The organism is Streptomyces sp. NPDC006261 (genome assembly GCF_040613515.1).
Lineage (GTDB): Bacteria > Actinomycetota > Actinomycetes > Streptomycetales > Streptomycetaceae > Streptomyces.
The window spans coordinates 97,310-112,979 of sequence record NZ_JBEXSI010000005.1 but is presented as its reverse complement, the minus strand read 5'-3'; the positions used below and the strand labels follow the sequence as shown (position 1 = coordinate 112,979).

General features: G+C 71.8%; 13 protein-coding genes and 3 pseudogenes. 12 read left to right on the top strand and 4 right to left on the bottom strand.

Translation table 11 applies throughout. The features are described 5' to 3' along the window. The first annotated feature begins 138 nt into the window (after positions 1 to 138). Positions 139 to 1,281 carry a uroporphyrinogen-III synthase gene (locus ABZ154_RS04710; RefSeq protein WP_356829103.1) on the top strand — a complete coding sequence of 381 codons (1,143 nt, stop codon included), beginning with the start codon at positions 139 to 141 and terminating at the stop codon, positions 1,279 to 1,281. Between the two features lie 183 nt (positions 1,282 to 1,464). Then, positions 1,465 to 1,584, top strand: a pseudogene (locus ABZ154_RS04705) (alanine acetyltransferase); the annotation flags it as partial. Here the strand turns inward: ABZ154_RS04705 and ABZ154_RS04700 are convergent. Then, positions 1,535 to 2,119 (bottom strand): GNAT family N-acetyltransferase, encoded by a 585-nt coding sequence (locus tag ABZ154_RS04700; RefSeq protein WP_356829101.1) that lies wholly within the window; start codon positions 2,117 to 2,119, stop codon positions 1,535 to 1,537. The pseudogene ABZ154_RS04705 and the gene ABZ154_RS04700 sit on opposite strands and share 50 nt — an antisense overlap. 164 nt (positions 2,120 to 2,283) lie before the next feature. Here ABZ154_RS04700 and ABZ154_RS04695 point away from each other — a divergent pair, with 164 nt between their 5' ends. The 6 genes from ABZ154_RS04695 (at position 2,284) to ABZ154_RS04670 (ending at position 9,657) form a co-directional block, all read left to right on the top strand. Then, positions 2,284 to 2,928, top strand: coding sequence for a CGNR zinc finger domain-containing protein (locus ABZ154_RS04695; RefSeq protein WP_356828994.1), 645 nt, complete (start codon positions 2,284 to 2,286; stop codon positions 2,926 to 2,928). Between the two features lie 80 nt (positions 2,929 to 3,008). Continuing rightward, complete coding sequence (locus ABZ154_RS04690) at positions 3,009 to 3,596, top strand: sigma-70 family RNA polymerase sigma factor (protein ID WP_356828992.1); 588 nt, start codon at positions 3,009 to 3,011, stop codon at positions 3,594 to 3,596. Next, positions 3,593 to 4,540: a zf-HC2 domain-containing protein gene (locus ABZ154_RS04685; protein ID WP_356828990.1), complete on the top strand. Its 948-nt coding sequence runs from the start codon at positions 3,593 to 3,595 to the stop codon at positions 4,538 to 4,540. The genes ABZ154_RS04690 and ABZ154_RS04685 overlap by 4 nt, the downstream gene beginning before the upstream one ends. A 146-nt stretch (positions 4,541 to 4,686) precedes the next feature. Next, positions 4,687 to 7,113, top strand: coding sequence for a UvrD-helicase domain-containing protein (locus ABZ154_RS04680; protein ID WP_356828988.1), 2,427 nt, complete (start codon positions 4,687 to 4,689; stop codon positions 7,111 to 7,113). A gap of 441 nt (positions 7,114 to 7,554) precedes the next feature. Then, positions 7,555 to 8,991, top strand: a complete 1,437-nt coding sequence (locus tag ABZ154_RS04675; protein WP_356828986.1) for an NAD-dependent malic enzyme — start codon at positions 7,555 to 7,557, stop codon at positions 8,989 to 8,991. Between the two features lie 384 nt (positions 8,992 to 9,375). Then, entirely contained in the window at positions 9,376 to 9,657 is a 282-nt protein-coding gene (locus ABZ154_RS04670) for an HU family DNA-binding protein (RefSeq protein ID WP_003968811.1), read from the top strand. Positions 9,658 to 9,771: 114 nt separating this feature from the next. Here ABZ154_RS04670 and ABZ154_RS04665 read toward each other — a convergent pair whose 3' ends face one another. Further along, positions 9,772 to 10,221, bottom strand: a complete 450-nt coding sequence (locus ABZ154_RS04665; protein ID WP_356828984.1) for a DUF2000 domain-containing protein — start codon at positions 10,219 to 10,221, stop codon at positions 9,772 to 9,774. Here ABZ154_RS04665 and ABZ154_RS04660 point away from each other — a divergent pair. Then, positions 10,193 to 10,666 (top strand): annotated as a pseudogene (locus tag ABZ154_RS04660) (AraC family transcriptional regulator); the annotation flags it as partial. The gene ABZ154_RS04665 and the pseudogene ABZ154_RS04660 sit on opposite strands and share 29 nt — an antisense overlap. A gap of 94 nt (positions 10,667 to 10,760) precedes the next feature. On the opposite strand, the gene murA reads toward ABZ154_RS04660, so the two are convergent. Next, the gene (gene murA, locus ABZ154_RS04655; RefSeq protein ID WP_015608864.1) at positions 10,761 to 12,101 is read right to left on the bottom strand and encodes a UDP-N-acetylglucosamine 1-carboxyvinyltransferase; all 1,341 of its coding nucleotides are present in this window, start codon (positions 12,099 to 12,101) and stop codon (positions 10,761 to 10,763) included. 287 nt (positions 12,102 to 12,388) lie between these two features. Here murA and ABZ154_RS04650 point away from each other — a divergent pair, with 287 nt between their 5' ends. Both ABZ154_RS04650 and ABZ154_RS04645 read left to right on the top strand, forming a co-directional pair. Continuing rightward, entirely contained in the window at positions 12,389 to 12,949 is a 561-nt protein-coding gene (locus tag ABZ154_RS04650; RefSeq protein WP_015608863.1) for a YqgE/AlgH family protein, read from the top strand. A gap of 188 nt (positions 12,950 to 13,137) precedes the next feature. Further along, on the top strand, positions 13,138 to 13,440 hold the full coding sequence (locus ABZ154_RS04645; RefSeq protein WP_015608862.1) for a DUF3039 domain-containing protein: 303 nt from the start codon (positions 13,138 to 13,140) through the stop codon (positions 13,438 to 13,440). Between the two features lie 278 nt (positions 13,441 to 13,718). Here ABZ154_RS04645 and ABZ154_RS04640 read toward each other — a convergent pair. Then, a pseudogene (locus tag ABZ154_RS04640) lies at positions 13,719 to 14,111 on the bottom strand (winged helix-turn-helix domain-containing protein); the annotation flags it as partial. A 253-nt stretch (positions 14,112 to 14,364) separates the two neighbouring features. Here ABZ154_RS04640 and ABZ154_RS04635 point away from each other — a divergent pair. Continuing rightward, complete coding sequence (locus ABZ154_RS04635) at positions 14,365 to 15,669, top strand: extracellular solute-binding protein (protein WP_356828981.1); 1,305 nt, start codon at positions 14,365 to 14,367, stop codon at positions 15,667 to 15,669. Position 15,670: the final 1 nt, after the last annotated feature.

Below are 15,670 nucleotides of genomic sequence, written 5' to 3'. Positions count from 1 at the left end.
TCCGGGAGGGCGACGATCCGGCGACCAGCGACGTAACGGCCGGGAAATACGGGGGAACCGAGCCTGTCACGCACCCTTGGCAGTCTCGTGCCTACGCACATCGCGTACCAGCAGGACCACGAGAGCCGGGAACACGCCATGCAGGACGACGAGACCACACACGGCCCCCTCGCGGGCTTCACGGTCGGAGTGACCGCGGCCCGCCGCGCCGAGGAGCTCGCCACCCTCCTCAAGCGGCGCGGCGCCGCCGTCCAGCACGCCCCCGCCCTGCGAATCGTTCCGCTCGCCGACGACAGCGAACTCCTCGACGCGACGAAGGAGTTGATCGACCACGCCCCCGACGTGGTGGTCGCCACCACCGCGATCGGCTTCCGGGGCTGGGTCGAGGCCGCCGACGGCTGGGGCATCGGCGACGCGCTCCTGGAACGGCTGCGCGGGGTCGAACTCCTCACCCGAGGCCCCAAGGTCAAGGGCGCGGTCCGGGCCGCCGGGCTGACCGAGGCCTGGTCACCCGGGTCCGAATCGATGGCCGAAGTCCTCGACCGGCTCCTCGGCGAGGGTGTCGAGGGCCGCCGCATCGCCCTCCAGCTGCACGGTGAACCGCTCCCCGGTTTCATCGAGTCCCTTGAGGAGGCGGGCGCCGAGGTCGTAGGCGTTCCCGTCTACCGCTGGATGCCGCCGCAGGACATCGCCCCGCTCGACCGGATGCTCGACGCCACCGCCGCCCGGGCCCTGGACGCCGTCACCTTCACCAGCGCCCCCGCCGCCGCCTCGTTCCTGGGCCGTGCCGAGGTCCGCGGGCTGCTCCCGGAGATCCTGGGGGCACTGCGCGACGACGTCCTGGCCGCCTGCGTCGGACCGGTCACCGCCCTCCCGCTCCAGGGCCGCGGTATCCCCACCGTCCAGCCCGAACGCTTCCGCCTCGGCCCCCTCGTCCAGCTGGTCTGCGCCCGACTCCCCACCACCGCCCGGGTCCTGCCCATCGCCGGCCACCGCGTCGAGATCCGCGGCCATGCCGTGCTGGTCGACGACGAACTGCGCGCGGTCCCGCCCGCCGGCATGGCCCTCCTGCACGCCCTGGCCCGCCGCCCGGGCTGGGTGGTGGCCCGCGCCGACCTGCTGCGGGTCCTGCCCGGCAGCGGCACCGACGAGCACGCGGTGGAGACGGCGATGGCCCGGCTGCGCTCCGCGCTGGGGGCGCCGAGGCTGATCCAGACCGTCGTCAAACGCGGCTACCGGCTGTCGCTGGACCCGGCGGGGGACACACTGGGCGGGCGGTGAGGACCGTGCGGTGTGCCCCTGCCCGGCGGAAACCCGGTGGTCCGAGGGGCCCGGCCCCGGACAGCTTGAGCGGAAACCCGGTGGTCCGAGGGGCCCGGCCCCGGACAGCTTGAGCGGATGATCGACCAGAGCCACGCCCGTACGCACACTCGCGTACTCGCCCCGGACGTGACCTTCCGGCCCGCCGACCGGGACGCCGGGCGGGCCATGCCCTGGGTGCTCGCCGACGGCGACGACGAGGTGATCGCCGCCTTCACGCTCTCCCAGATCGCGCTGGGTCCCTACCGCAGCGCCCTGCTCGGCCTTCTGCACGACGACCCGCCGCAACTCTGACTTCGGCCGCCGGTGCCTCGCGCACATGCAGGTGGCCGTCCAGCGGGAACTCCGGAGGCAGGGCGCTCAGCAGCTCAGCGAAGGCGTAGCCGGACTTCTCCGCCACCCGGCAGGAAGCCACGTTGTCCACCTGGTGCAGCAGCTCCAGCCGGACCAGTCCCCTTCCGGCGAAGGCCGTGAACGCCCAGTCGGTGAGCGCCTCAAGGGCCCGGGGCGCCACCCCCCGCCCGCGCGCCCGCGCCGCAGTCCAGTACCCGACCTCGGCCCGCTCGGGGCCGGGGCCCGGCCGCTTCAGCGCGAGGTTGCCGACCAGCTCCCCGCCCCGGCCCGTGTCCGTCACGGCGAAGCCGAACCGGGTGCCGGACTCCCACCCCTCGCGCTGCAACTCCAGCCAGCGGGCGGCCTCTTCGGTGGTGGACACGGGCAGCCGGACCCACTGCCGCATCACCGGATCGTCGTACGCCTCCAGCAGCGCCGGTAGGTCCTCCTCGCGCCAGGGGCGCATCAGCAGCGTGCCGGCGGTGAGCGTGCTGCCCGGCCCGTGGGTTCCCCCAGGCATTCCCCCGTGATCGTCCATGCCGTCACGGTAGCGGGGGTTACGGCGGAGCCCCTGCGGGGGCACTCTGGAGCGTGGCATCCGACCGGTGACCCCGAGGCGGTGACAGGCGCATGGCAGCGGACAGGGGCGCGTACGCGTGGCGGTTCGACTCCGGCCGGATCTGTCTCGACCTGGTGGCCACGGGGCCCGCGGGCGGAACACCCCGCGCCCGGGAACAGCTCGACGGGCCGGGGCGGCTCGCCGACTGGATGACCGCCGCCCGGCTCGTCCCGCCGGGCACGGCCCTGAGCGCGCTGGACGCCGGCTGGCTGACCCGGTTCCGCGCGCTGCGGGCGGACGTGGACCGGCTGATGTCGGCACAACTCGCCCTGGCTGACGGCCGCGTTGACCCGACGACAGCCCAACCCGGCCGCCCCGGCGACGGCAACGCCTTGGGCCGGGTCAACTCCCTTGCCGCGGAGGCCCCGCCGGGAGCGCGTGCGGTGCGCGGCGAGGGCGGGGCGCTGGTACGGACCCTGAGCGCCGAACCCGGCTGCGCGGGGCTCCTCGCGATCGTGGCGCGGGACGCGGTGGACCTGCTCACCGACCCGGTGGCGCGGGCCGCGCTGCGCCGCTGCGCGGGCGGGGCGTGCCACCGGCTCTACCTGGACACCTCGCGCGGGGGCCGGCGCCGCTGGTGCTCCGGCGAGGTCTGCGGCAACCGCGAACGGGTCGCCCGGCACCGGCGCCGTACCGCCTCCGCGAAAGAAATGTGAAGCGTCGTTGAATGATCCGGCGCCCGCCCCCGTATCCATGCCCGAAGAGCTCCATTCAGGGTCTCGACCAGGAGGTTCGGGTGCGCAAGGATGCGGCCGTGGCCGATGACCGTCCGCACAGGGCTCGACATCGCAGTGAGCCGCCCACGCCCCCTGCCGGGGTACCGGACGAGGAGCTGATGCGGGCGCTCTACCGCGAACATGCCGGGCCGCTGCTCGCGTATGTCCTCCGGCTCGTGGCGGGCGACCGCCAACGGGCCGAGGACGTGGTGCAGGAGACGCTCATCCGTGCCTGGAAGAACGCCGGCCGGCTCAACCGGGCCACCGGCTCCGTCCGACCCTGGCTGGTGACGGTCGCCCGGCGCATCGTCATCGACAACCACCGCAGCCGGCAGGCCCGGCCGCGCGAGGTCGATCCGTCGCCGCTGGAGGTCATTCCCGCGGAGGACGAGATCGACAAGGCGCTGTGGCTGATGACGCTCTCGGACGCGCTCGACGATTTGACGCCCGCGCACCGGGAAGCATTGGTCGAGACCTACTTCAGGGGACGTACGGTGAACGAGGCGGCCGAGGTACTCGGCATCCCCAGCGGCACCGTGCGGTCCCGGGTCTTCTACGCACTCCGTTCGATGAAGCTCGCACTCGAAGAGAGGGGGATCACGGCATGAGCGACCAGCAGTGGCAGCCGTTCGGGCCCCGGCCTCCGGGACCCCGTATGCCCACCGGTCCCTCGCACCCCCCGCACTCCCCCTGTCCCGCGGGTCCTGCACACCCCTCAGGGCCCGCGTACCTCTCCGCCCCCGGGCACCCCACCGGCCCCCAGCCGCCGTTCCGGGGGGAGCCCGAAGGGCCCGAGCACGACGCGGCCGCCGCCTATGTCCTGGGCATCCTGGACGACGCGCAGGCGAGCGCCTTCGAGGCCCATCTCGCGGGCTGCTCCCGGTGTTCCGCGCACCTGGACGAGTTCGCCGGGATGGAGCCCATGCTCGCGATGCTGGCCGAGGCGCCGGCGGCCTCGCCCGGGGCCCGTCCCGTACCGCACGTTCCCGAGCGGCCCGCGCCCAAGGTGCTCGGCGGGCTGATGGACGAGGTCGCGCACCGCAGGCACCGGCGTACGAAGCGGAGCAGGTATCTGATCGCCGCGGCGGCCGCCCTGATCATCGGCGGGCCGGTCGCGGCCGTCGCCGTCACGGCGGGCGACGAGGGCGGCGGCCGCTCCGTCGCCATCGGGGAACCGCACCCCACCAGCCCGGCCGAGGACGCCTTCTTCCAGCACATGACGGAGAAGGTGACGGCGACCGACCCCACCACCCGGGTCGGCGCGACGGTCGGGATGGAGGAGAAGGCGTGGGGCACCCACACGGTCCTGGAGCTGAAGAACGTCAAAGGGCCGCAGAAGTGCACGCTCGTCGCCGTCTCCAAGACGGGGGAGGAGGAGGTCGTCACCTCCTGGTCCGTCCCCCAGTGGGGGTACGGCATCGAGGACTCGACGCACGAGTCGGCGAAGAACCCGCTGTACGTGCACGGCGGCGCGGCGATGTCCCGCGAGGACATCGACCGCTTCGAGGTGCGCACGTTCGACGGGGAGCGGCTGGTGGAGATCGGCGCCTGAGCGGACCCCGGCCGCTGAGGCGCGTCACCCCTCGCACACGTTCCGACGCGCAATCGCAACACTCGCGAACGCGGACGACAGGTGCGCCCGGGCCCCCCTTCGCATAGGGTTGACGGCTGCCCGATGCACGTCAGAAGGGGGCCTCGGTGGCCGCGCAGGATGCCGCTGTCGATTCGCTGCGGGACCGGGAAATCGGTGTCGAACAGAATCATCTGGACCGCGTTTACCACCGTCTCGAAGAGAAGATCGACGAGGCGGAATTTCTCATGCACGACGCCGTCAAACGCGGGCAGGTCGGCACGCCCGGCGCCCTCGCCGAACGGGACGCCCAGGTCTTCCGGGCGGGCGTCCACCTCAACCGGCTGAACAACGAGTTCGAGGACTTCCTCTTCGGGCGGATCGACCTGCTCCTCGGCAAGGACGGTGAGCGCGGCCCGGACGGCGCGTTCACCTCCGTGGAGCCGGCCGACGACGCCGTACGGGATGACGCCACCGCCGACATCGCCGAGACGCTCCACATCGGCCGGATCGGAGTCCTGGACTCCGACTACGCGCCGCTGGTGATCGACTGGCGGGCCCCGGCCGCCGCCCCGTTCTACCGCTCCACCCCGAAGGAGCCCGGCCGCGTCGTACGCCGCCGGGTCATCCGCTCCAAGGGCCGCAAGGTCCTCGGGGTCGAGGACGACCTGATGCGCCCGGAGCTGACGGCGTACCTGGACGGCGAGAAGCTGCCGGTGATCGGCGACGGCGCCCTCATGGCCGCCCTCGGCCAGGCCCGCAGCCACACCATGCGGGACATCGTCGCCTCCATCCAGGCCGAGCAGGACGTGGTGATCCGGGCCCCCGCCGCCTCCGTCACCGAGGTCACCGGCGGCCCCGGCACCGGCAAGACGGCCGTCGCCCTGCACCGGGCCGCCTACCTCCTCTACCAGGACCGGCGGCGGTACGCGGGCGGCATCCTCGTCGTCTCCCCGACCCCGCTCCTGGTCGCGTACACGGAGGGCGTGCTGCCCTCGCTCGGTGAGGAGGGCCAGGTCGCGATCCGCGCGGTCGGCTCGCTCTCGGACGAGGCGGCGGGCGTCGAGGGCGCGTACGGAGGGGGCGGCCCGAAGGGCCTCGATGAGGGGCGGTGGTCAGGTGACGGGGGGGCGTACGACGAACCGGCCATCGCCCGGATCAAGGGCTCCTCGCGGATGCTCCATGTGCTGCGCAAGGCGGCCCGGGGCGCTCTGGAGGCGCCGAAGCCGCCCAACAGCGGTGGCCAGCTCTCCTTCGGCGAAGAGCCCGTGCAGAGCGCCGCCACCGCCACCCCGACCCGGCTGCGCGTCGTCGCCTTCGGCGCCCGGGTCGAGCTGGAGGCCGACGAGCTCCAGCGCATCCGGCACAACGTGCTCAGCGGCACCGCCCCCGTCAACCTGCTGCGCCCGCGCGCCCGCAAGCTGCTGCTGGACGCCCTGTGGAGCAGGAGTTCGGGGCGCGGCCGCTACACCGACCCGCAGCTGGTGGCGGAGCTCCGCTCGTCCTTCGACGAGGACGTCTCCACCGAGACGCCGTTCCTGGAGTTCCTGAACGCGTGGTGGCCCGAGCTGACCCCGCGCCGGGTGCTGGCCGCGATGGCCGACGAGAAGCGGCTGGCCCGCTGGTCCCGGCGCATCCTCAATCAGGGCGAGGTGCGCCGCCTGGCGCGCTCCCTGAAGCGGCTGGACGCGGACGGCAGCGGTCCGCTCTCCGTCCACGACGTGGCGCTCCTGGACGAGCTCCAGGCCCTGCTGGGGACGGTGGTCCGGCCGAAGCGGAAGCGCGAGAGGGACCCGCTGGACCAGCTCTCCGGCCTGGAGGAGCTGATGCCGCAGCGCGAGGAGACCCAGTGGGAGCGGGCCGAGCGGCTCGCGGCGGAGCGCACGGAGTACGCGCACGTCATCGTCGACGAGGCGCAGGACCTCACGCCCATGCAGTGGCGGATGGTGGGCCGCCGGGGCCGCCACGCCACCTGGACGATCGTCGGCGACCCGGCGCAGTCCTCCTGGTCCGACCCGGACGAGGCGGCCGCGGCCCGGGACGAGGCACTCGGCTCCCGGCCCCGCCGCCGCTTCACCCTCACCGTCAACTACCGCAACCCGGCCGAGATCGCGGAGCTGGCCGCGAAGGTGCTGGCGCTGGCCATGCCCGGCATGGAGTCACCGTCGGCGGTCCGCTCGACCGGGGTGGTGCCGCGCTTCGTGCCGGTCGAGGACGGCGACCTGGCCGCCACGGTCCGCGAGGAGGCGCGCCGGCTGCTGGCGGAGGTGGACGGCACGGTCGGCGTGGTCGTGGCGATGAACCGGCGCGCCCAGGCCCGCGAGTGGCTCGCGGAGCTGGGGGAGCGGGTGGTGGCGCTGGGCAGCCTGGAGGCGAAGGGCCTGGAGTACGACGCCACGGTGGTGGTCTCGCCCGCGGAGATCGCGGACGAGTCCCCGGCCGGGCTGCGGGTGCTGTACGTGGCGCTGACGCGGGCCACGCAGCAGCTCACGGTGGTGTCGGGGAAGCGGGACATGCCGGACGAGGACGGGGTTCCGGACCTGCTGCGGGAGTGACGGCGCGCGGGTCGGTCCGTCGCACGGGAATCACTTCTCCGGGGTCTTTGTTACCGTGGTACTGGCACCGGCTCGATCCAAGCCCCCGGGCCCAACCTTCGTCGCTTCGAGCGACCACTTGCCGCGAGGCGAGCATGGCGGGTCGGTGCCACCTAAGTGAAGAAGACAGACCCGCGTCACCTGATGGTGGCGCGGGTCTGTTCTCGTTTACGGGGCTTCACAGGGCGGTCAGCCGCAGGGCTTCACAGAGCGGTCAGCCGCGGTTCCCGTCCCTTGGGGGTTCCGCCGAACGGGTGACTTCTCGTATGGTGGAAAACAGTTTCCGAAAGAGGGTGCTCATTACCGGCTACCAGTCGGTAGGTGCGACGATCGGGAAGCGTGACCGGAACGAGGGTTCCGGATACGAAGCAATGAAGCTTGAGGAAAGCGAAGGACTCGGCCATGGCAACGGCGCCCAGCGTCTCGTACTCGATGACGGTCAGGCTGGAGGTGCCCGCGAGTGGCACCGCGGTCTCCCAGCTCACCACGGCCGTGGAGTCGTCGGGGGGTTCGGTCACCGGCCTCGACGTGACCGCATCCGGCCACGAGAAGCTCCGGATCGACGTCACGATCGCCGCTTCCTCCACCTCGCACGCGGACGAGATCGTCGAAGGTCTGCGCGACATCGAGGGCGTCGTGCTGGGCAAGGTCTCCGACCGTACGTTCCTCATGCACCTCGGCGGCAAGATCGAGATGGCGTCCAAGCACCCCATCCGCAACCGTGACGACCTCTCCATGATCTACACCCCCGGCGTCGCCCGGGTCTGCATGGCCATCGCCGAGAACCCCGAGGACGCGCGCCGCCTCACCATCAAGCGCAACTCCGTCGCAGTCGTGACCGACGGCTCCGCGGTGCTCGGCCTGGGCAACATCGGCCCGATGGCCGCGCTGCCCGTCATGGAGGGCAAGGCGGCCCTCTTCAAGCGCTTCGCCGGCATCGACGCCTGGCCGATCTGCCTGGACACCCAGGACACCGACGCGATCGTCGAGATCGTCAAGGCGATCGCCCCCGGCTTCGCCGGCATCAACCTGGAGGACATCTCCGCACCCCGCTGCTTCGAGATCGAGGCCCGGCTGCGCGAGGCCCTGGACATCCCCGTCTTCCACGACGACCAGCACGGCACCGCCATCGTCGTCCTGGCCTCGCTGACCAACGCCCTGCGCGTGGTGGGCAAGAGCATCGGAGACGTACGGGTCGTCATGTCCGGTGCCGGAGCCGCCGGTACGGCCATCCTCAAGCTCCTGATCGCCGCGGGCGTCAAGCACGCCGTCGTCGCCGACATCCACGGCGTCGTGCACGCCGGACGCGAGGACCTCGTCGCCGCCTCCCCCGACTCGCCGCTGCGCTGGATCGCCGACAACACCAACCCGGAGGGCGTCACCGGCACCCTCAAGGAGGCCGTCGTCGGCGCCGACGTCTTCATCGGCGTCTCCGCCCCGAACGTCCTGAACGGCGACGACGTCGCGGCGATGGCGGACGGTGCGATCGTGTTCGCGCTCGCGAACCCGGACCCCGAGGTCGACCCGACGATCGCCCGCGAGACGGCCGCCGTCGTCGCCACCGGACGCTCCGACTTCCCCAACCAGATCAACAACGTGCTGGTCTTCCCGGGTGTCTTCCGCGGCCTGCTGGACGCTCAGTCCCGCACCGTCAACACGGAGATGATGCTCGCCGCCGCCGGAGCCCTCGCCGACGTGGTCGCCGAGGACGAGGTCAACGCGAACTACATCATCCCCTCCGTCTTCAACGACAAGGTCGCCGGCGCGGTCGCCGGAGCCGTCCGCGCAGCCGCCAAGGCCGCGGCTGGCGCCGGAACGGAATCCTCCACCTCCGTCTGACCCGCTCACCCCCCTGTTTCGCCGGTCCCTCAAGGGGTAAGCGCGCAAGACCCCGGGCCGCACCCGCCCGTGCCGTACGGCGCGTCGCGGGTCGCGGCGCCCCAAACGCCCCTTTAGGGTGGGCGGGCAGTGGGCCCCGTAGGGCCCGGCATCCGCTGCGGACCGCTAAGGGAAGCCGACGGAACGTCACCACGAGCAGACAGTGGCGCTTTTCGTTGACCCTGAAGGGTTCCGGATTGGCTTTCCCGCCGCAGGTGGGGGCAGGATGCGTAATCGGGCGCGAGGGTCTGACATCAGACCCGGGTCCGGGGACTGTCAGAGGGCCCTGGCAGCATCGGCTTCGATCTCACGCCTCACAGGCAAGAAGAACACGGGAGTAACAACATGAACCGCAGTGAGCTGGTGGCCGCCCTGGCCGACCGCGCCGAGGTGACTCGCAAGGACGCCGACGCCGTGCTGGCCGCGCTCGCCGAGACCGTCGGTGAGATCGTCGCCAAGGGCGACGAGAAGGTCACCATCCCCGGCTTCCTGACCTTCGAGCGCACCCACCGTGCCGCTCGCACCGCTCGCAACCCGCAGACCGGCGACCCGATCAACATCCCCGCCGGCTACAGCGTGAAGGTCTCCGCGGGCTCGAAGCTCAAGGAAGCCGCCAAGGGTAAGTAACCCTCAAAGGCGCAAGGAGGGCGGTCACCCCCGACCAGGGGTGGCCGCCCTCGCGCATGCCACGGGCACATGCGCCCCGCTCAGGCGCTCGTACGCCGAGGGGCTCACCGGAGGTCAGGGATGCATCCGCGCGCCCTTGACGGCCTTGTCCACGGCGTTGCGGGGCCCGTACACGAGCAGCCCCACCAGATCCAGTGCCTCCCGCCCCACCGCCCGTACCGCCGCCCGCTTGTCCCGGTCGTTCCCCGTACCGAACAGGTCCGAGGTGAACACGGCCGTCGTCAGGGACCGGGAGAGCGCCTTGGTGTGGGCGGCGGTCAGCGTCTCCTTCGCCCCCTCGAAGACCAGCACGGGCTGCCGGATCATCGGCAGGTACGGGGTGGAGCCGGCGTCCTCGTAGGGCTCGCCGATCACTTCGGGCGCCACCGTCCCCAGGCCGCTGACCAGGAAGGCGGTCACGTTCAGGCGCTGCCAGGTCTCCAGGTCGTCGCGGAGCGGCACCGCGACCTTCGTGTCGAAGCGGACGGGAGCCTCGCTGCGCAGCCGCGTCGGCCGGCTCCACACGGCCCTGGCGGACCCGGACGGGGCCTTCGAGGCGGAGAGCCGCCTGGCGTTCGTCGGCGAGCGGCTACGGGGCCACCTGCGCCCCCGGACGGCCCCGGCGGGCCCTGTGCCCGGCCCAGGTGTCGCCCAGGACCTGCGCGACCTCCTGGACGAGCGGCTGGGCGGCGGCATCACCCTGGCCGAGGCCGCCCGGCTGGTCCACGCGCACCCCGCCCATCTCGTACGGGCGTTCAGCGCGGCGTACGCCATCGCGCCGCACCAGTACCTGACGTCCCGCCGGGTCGACCGGGCCCGCCGTCTGCTGCTCGACGGCGTGCCGACCGGTGAGGCGGCGGCCGCCGTGGGCTTCCACGACCAGTCCCACCTCATCCGGCACTTCGAGCGGATCGCGGGGACCACCCCGGGGCGGTACGCCCGCTCGCGAGGGGGCCGGGGCCCTTCCTGAAGCCCGCGAAGCCCGCCGCCCCGGTCCCATGAAGGGGCCGGGGCGGCGGGCTTCTCACGCGGTGCGCGGTGCTGTGTGCGGCAGCACTGTGCGGTCAGACCAGTGAACCGCCCGGCAGCTCCACCTTCGCGCCGAGCTTCTCGAGCTTGTCCATGAAGTTCTCGTAGCCACGGTTGATCAGGTCGATGCCGTGCACCCGGGAGGTGCCCTGCGCCGCCAGCGCCGCGATCAGGTACGAGAAGCCGCCGCGCAGGTCGGGGATGACCAGGTCGGCGCCCTGGAGCTTCGTCGGTCCCGAGACGACCGCCGAGTGCAGGAAGTTGCGCTGCCCGAAGCGGCAGTCCGAACCGCCCAGGCACTCCCGGTAGAGCTGGATGTGCGCACCCATCTGGTTGAGCGCGGAGGTGAAGCCGAGCCGCGACTCGTATACCGTCTCGTGGACGATGGACAGCCCCGCGGCCTGCGTCAGCGCCACCACCAGGGGCTGCTGCCAGTCGGTCTGGAAGCCGGGGTGGACGTCCGTCTCCAGCGCGATGGCGTTGAGCGCGCCGCCCGGGTGCCAGAAGCGGATGCCCTCGTCGTCGATCTCGAAGGCGCCGCCGACCCGGCGGAAGGTGTTCAGGAAGGTCATCATCGAACGCTGCTGGGCGCCGCGTACGTAGATGTTGCCCTCGGTCGCCAGCGCCGCCGACGCCCAGGAGGCCGCCTCCAGACGGTCCGGGATCGCCCGGTGGGTGTATCCGTCGAGCTTGTCGACACCGGTGATCCGGATGGTCCGGTCGGTGTCCATGGAGATGATCGCGCCCATCTTCTGCAGTACGCAGATGAGGTCCTCGATCTCCGGCTCGACGGCCGCGTTGGACAGCTCGGTGACGCCCTCGGCGAGGACGGCGGTGAGCAGCACCTGCTCGGTGGAGCCCACCGAGGGGTACGGCAGCCGGATCTTGGTGCCGCGCAGCCGCTGCGGGGCCTCCAGGTACTGGCCGTCGGCCCGCTTCTCGATGGTCGCGCCGAACTGGCGGAGCACCTCGAAGTGGAAGTCGATCGGCCGGCCGCCGATGTCGCAGCCGCCCAGGCCCGGGATGAAGGCGTGGCCGAGGCGGTGCAGCAGGGGACCGCAGAAGAGGATCGGGATGCGCGACGAACCCGCGTGGGCATCGATGTCGGCGACGTTCGCGGACTCGACGTGCGAGGGGTCGAGAATCAGTTCGCCCGGCTCGTCGCCGGGGCGGACGGTGACGCCGTGCAGCTGCAGCAGTCCCCGGACCACCCGTACGTCACGGATGTCGGGAACGTTGCGGAGACGGCTGGGCCCGCTGCCGAGCAGCGCGGCGACCATTGCCTTCGGCACCAGGTTCTTGGCGCCTCGGACGCGGATCTCGCCCTCCAGCGGGGTGCCGCCGTGGACAAGCAGGACATCGTCTGTGCCGGTCATGTATCTCGCGTTCCGGAGTGGTCGGGCGGGGGGCCAACGAAAAGGGTAATGGCCTCCTACCCCCCTTCCGTAAGGCGAAGGGGGGTGTACGAACGTCATGAATCCGCCACAACACCCTCCGCGCACCCGATCTTGCGGAGGGTCACCGTCCGGATGGCCCCCTGAACCCCCGCCGTCCGGTGCGCCTCCCGTGCCTCCGTGCGCCCTGAGCTGCGCTCGCTCTCCTGAGGTGGTCATCACGGTCACCGGGACCCCGCTGAGGGCGAAGATGCGGGATCATTTCTGCCATGACGGAGGTGTCCTCGCTCACAGGGCGACTGCTCGTGGCCACGCCCGCCCTCGCGGACCCGAATTTCGACCGCGCGGTGGTGCTCCTCCTCGACCACGACGAGGAGGGCTCCCTCGGCGTGGTCCTGAACCGCCCGACCCCGGTCGGCGTCGGTGACATCCTCGGCTCCTGGGCCGGCCTGACCGGAGAGCCGGACGTCGTCTTCCAGGGTGGCCCGGTCTCGCTCGACTCGGCGCTGGGCGTGGCGGTGATCCCCGGCGACGAGGGCCCGCTCGGCTGGCGCCGGGTGCACGGGGCGATCGGCCTGGTCGACCTGGAGACCCCGCCGGAGCTGCTCGGACCGGCCCTGGGATCGCTGCGGATCTTCGCCGGGTACGCGGGCTGGGGCCCGGGGCAACTGGAGGGCGAACTGGGCGAGGGCGCCTGGTACGTGGTCGAGTCCGAGCCCGGCGACGTCTCCTCCCCGCGCCCGGAGAACCTCTGGCGCGCGGTGCTCCGCCGCCAGCGCAGCGAGCTGGCGATGATCGCGACGTATCCGGACGACCCTTCGCTCAACTGAAGGCCCGCGTCGAGAGCGACCGGCGCACGGGGGGCGGCGTCGCGGGGGTCCGGCACCCGTATCTGCGGCGTTGTCGTCCATCACCATGGCTCCGCCGTGCCTCGGCCCTCGGCCTTGCGGCTGCACGCACCAGACCCCGCTCCCTGTCCCGCCCCCCATGTGCCGGTCGCTCTGTACCCTTGGCGGTTATGAGCACTCTTGAGCCCGATCGCGGGGCAGGTACGGGGACCCTCGTAGAGCCGACGCCGCAGGTGTCGAGGGGCGACGGCGACCACGAGCGCTACGCCCATTACGTCCAGAAGGACAAGATCATGGCGAGCGCCCTGGAGGGCACTCCCGTGGTGGCGCTGTGCGGCAAGGTCTGGGTGCCGGGGCGGGACCCCAAGAAGTACCCGGTCTGTCCCATGTGCAAGGAGATCTACGAGTCCATGGGCGCCGGCGGCGACAAGGACAAGGGCAAGGGCGGCGGCAAGGACAAGGGCAAGAAGTAGGGCCCCACAGGCCCACCGGGCTCCACGGCCGAGGCCCCCGGCACGCGCGGTGACGCGCGGGCCGGGGGCCTTCCGCGTCCCCGGGAACCGGGCGTCACAGCACCTCGGGGCACCCTCCTGGGCGGGAGCCCTGGATACCGGGTGATCCGGACCGCCGCTCGGGGTGGCGGCGCGCAGCGCCGCTTCGGCCCGGCGGTTGCCGGTCATGGACGCCGTGACGGCCGTCATCGTCAGGAGGAGGGCACCGGCGGCGTGGAGCGGGGTGCGGCTGACTGCGCCTCGGTGAGCCGCAGATGCGCCATCCGCACGTGCCGTTCGCCGTCCGCGGGCGCCGTCTCCAGGTCCGCCACCGCATGCCGCATCAGCACATCCGGCCCTCCCTCGCCCGGGTCCGGCAGCTCGATCGCCCGGGCGGCCATGGCGCAGTACCGCTCGGTGACGCCCCGGACCTTCCGCGTCCGCACCACCTTCACCAGGCCGGCTCGCTCCAGCAGGCGCACGTGGTAGCTGCAACTCCCTTTCGCGAGGCCCACCCGCTCGGCGATCTGCGTGATCGTCGCCGGCTCGAAGCGGAGCACGGCCATGATCCGGTGGCGCGTCGGACTGATGACGGCGCGGAGTTGCTCGTACGTGGTGACGTGAAACGTCTCGGGAAGATCGTCGGTAGGCACACGAGCGATGGTCAACGGTTCTTGACCATCGCGAAGGAGATTCGCGCGGACCCCCGAGGCGGTGTGCCGGGCCCTTCGCGATGCCGGTCACGGAGTGTGGCCGGGTGCTCGCGTTGCACGGGCTGCGTCGGCTGGTCACAGAGTGGTGGAGACCACTTGTCGGGCGCCGGAACCGGACTTACTCTCCTGCAAGTTGTGCAGAACGAAACGCACGTTGCACATGATGCAACGAATGACCGGTAGGGATTCCCGGATGAAGCTTTCTGCCCGAATTGCCGCCCCGGTAGCCGCGCTCGTGCTGGCGGGCCTCACGGCCACCGCCTGTGCGCCGCAGACCTCCGACACCAGTGCGAAGGGTGACGAGAAGAGCGGGACTCTCCGTGTCTGGCTCTTCCAGGAGGTCGGCAACAAGCCCAAGGAGAAGGTCGTCGACACGGCCGTCGCCGCGTTCGAGAAGAGCCACCAGGGCGCGAAGGTCGAGGTCGAGTACATACCCGTCGACACCCGCGCCCAGCGCATCAAGGCGGCCTTCAACGACCCCAAGAGCGCCCCCGACCTCATCGAGTACGGCAACAGCGACACCGCCGGATACGTCAAGGACGGCGGACTCGCGGACGTCACCGAGGAGTTCGGCGCCTGGGAGGAGGCGAAGGACACCGACCCGATCGCCAAGCAGTCCGTCACCGTCGGCGACAAGGTCTACGGCGCCCCGTTCTTCGTCGGCGTCCGGGCCCTCTACTACCGCACCGACGTCTTCGAGGACCTCGGCATCGAGCCCCCCAAGTCCCAGGCCGAGCTGATCTCCACCGCCAAGAAGATCCACAAGGCGAAGCCCGGCCTCTACGGCCTCGCGGTCGGCGGCGCCTACACCTACGGTGCGATGCCCTTCATCTGGTCCCACGGCGGCGAGATCGCGGGCGAGAGCGGGGGAACGTACAGAGCGGCCATCAACAGCGAGAAGGCGCGCAAGGGCATCGAGGCCTACACCTCCCTCTTCGGCGACGACAACTGTCCGGCCGCCAAGTGCGCCTCCATGGGCGGCAACGCCACCGTGACCGCCTTCGCCTCCGGCAAGGCGGCCATGGCGATCGGCGGCGACTTCAGCCACGCGGCCGTCGAGGCCGGCTCGGTCAAGGGCAAGTACTCCGTCGTCCCGCTGCCCGGCATCGCCCCGAACTCCATCGCCCCCGCCTTCGCGGGCGGTAACAACATCGGCGTGCTCAAGAGCAGCTCGCACCGCACCCTCGCCGTCGACCTGATGAAGTCGCTCACCGGCAAGAAGACCCAGGCCGAGATGTTCGACGCGATGGGCTTCCTGCCCACCTACACCGACGTCCTGGACAACGCCGCGAAGAAGCAGCCCTTCGTCGCCCCGTTCGTCCGGACGCTCGGCGCCGGCGCCAAGTTCGTCCCCGCCTCGCCCGCCTGGGGCCAGATCGACGCCTCGCTGGTCCTGCCGAACATGTTCCAGGAGATCGTCTCCGGCCGTAAGGACGTGGCGCAGGCCTCGGACGACGCGGCGAAGAAGATGGACGCGGCCTTCACCGACGCGGGCTGAC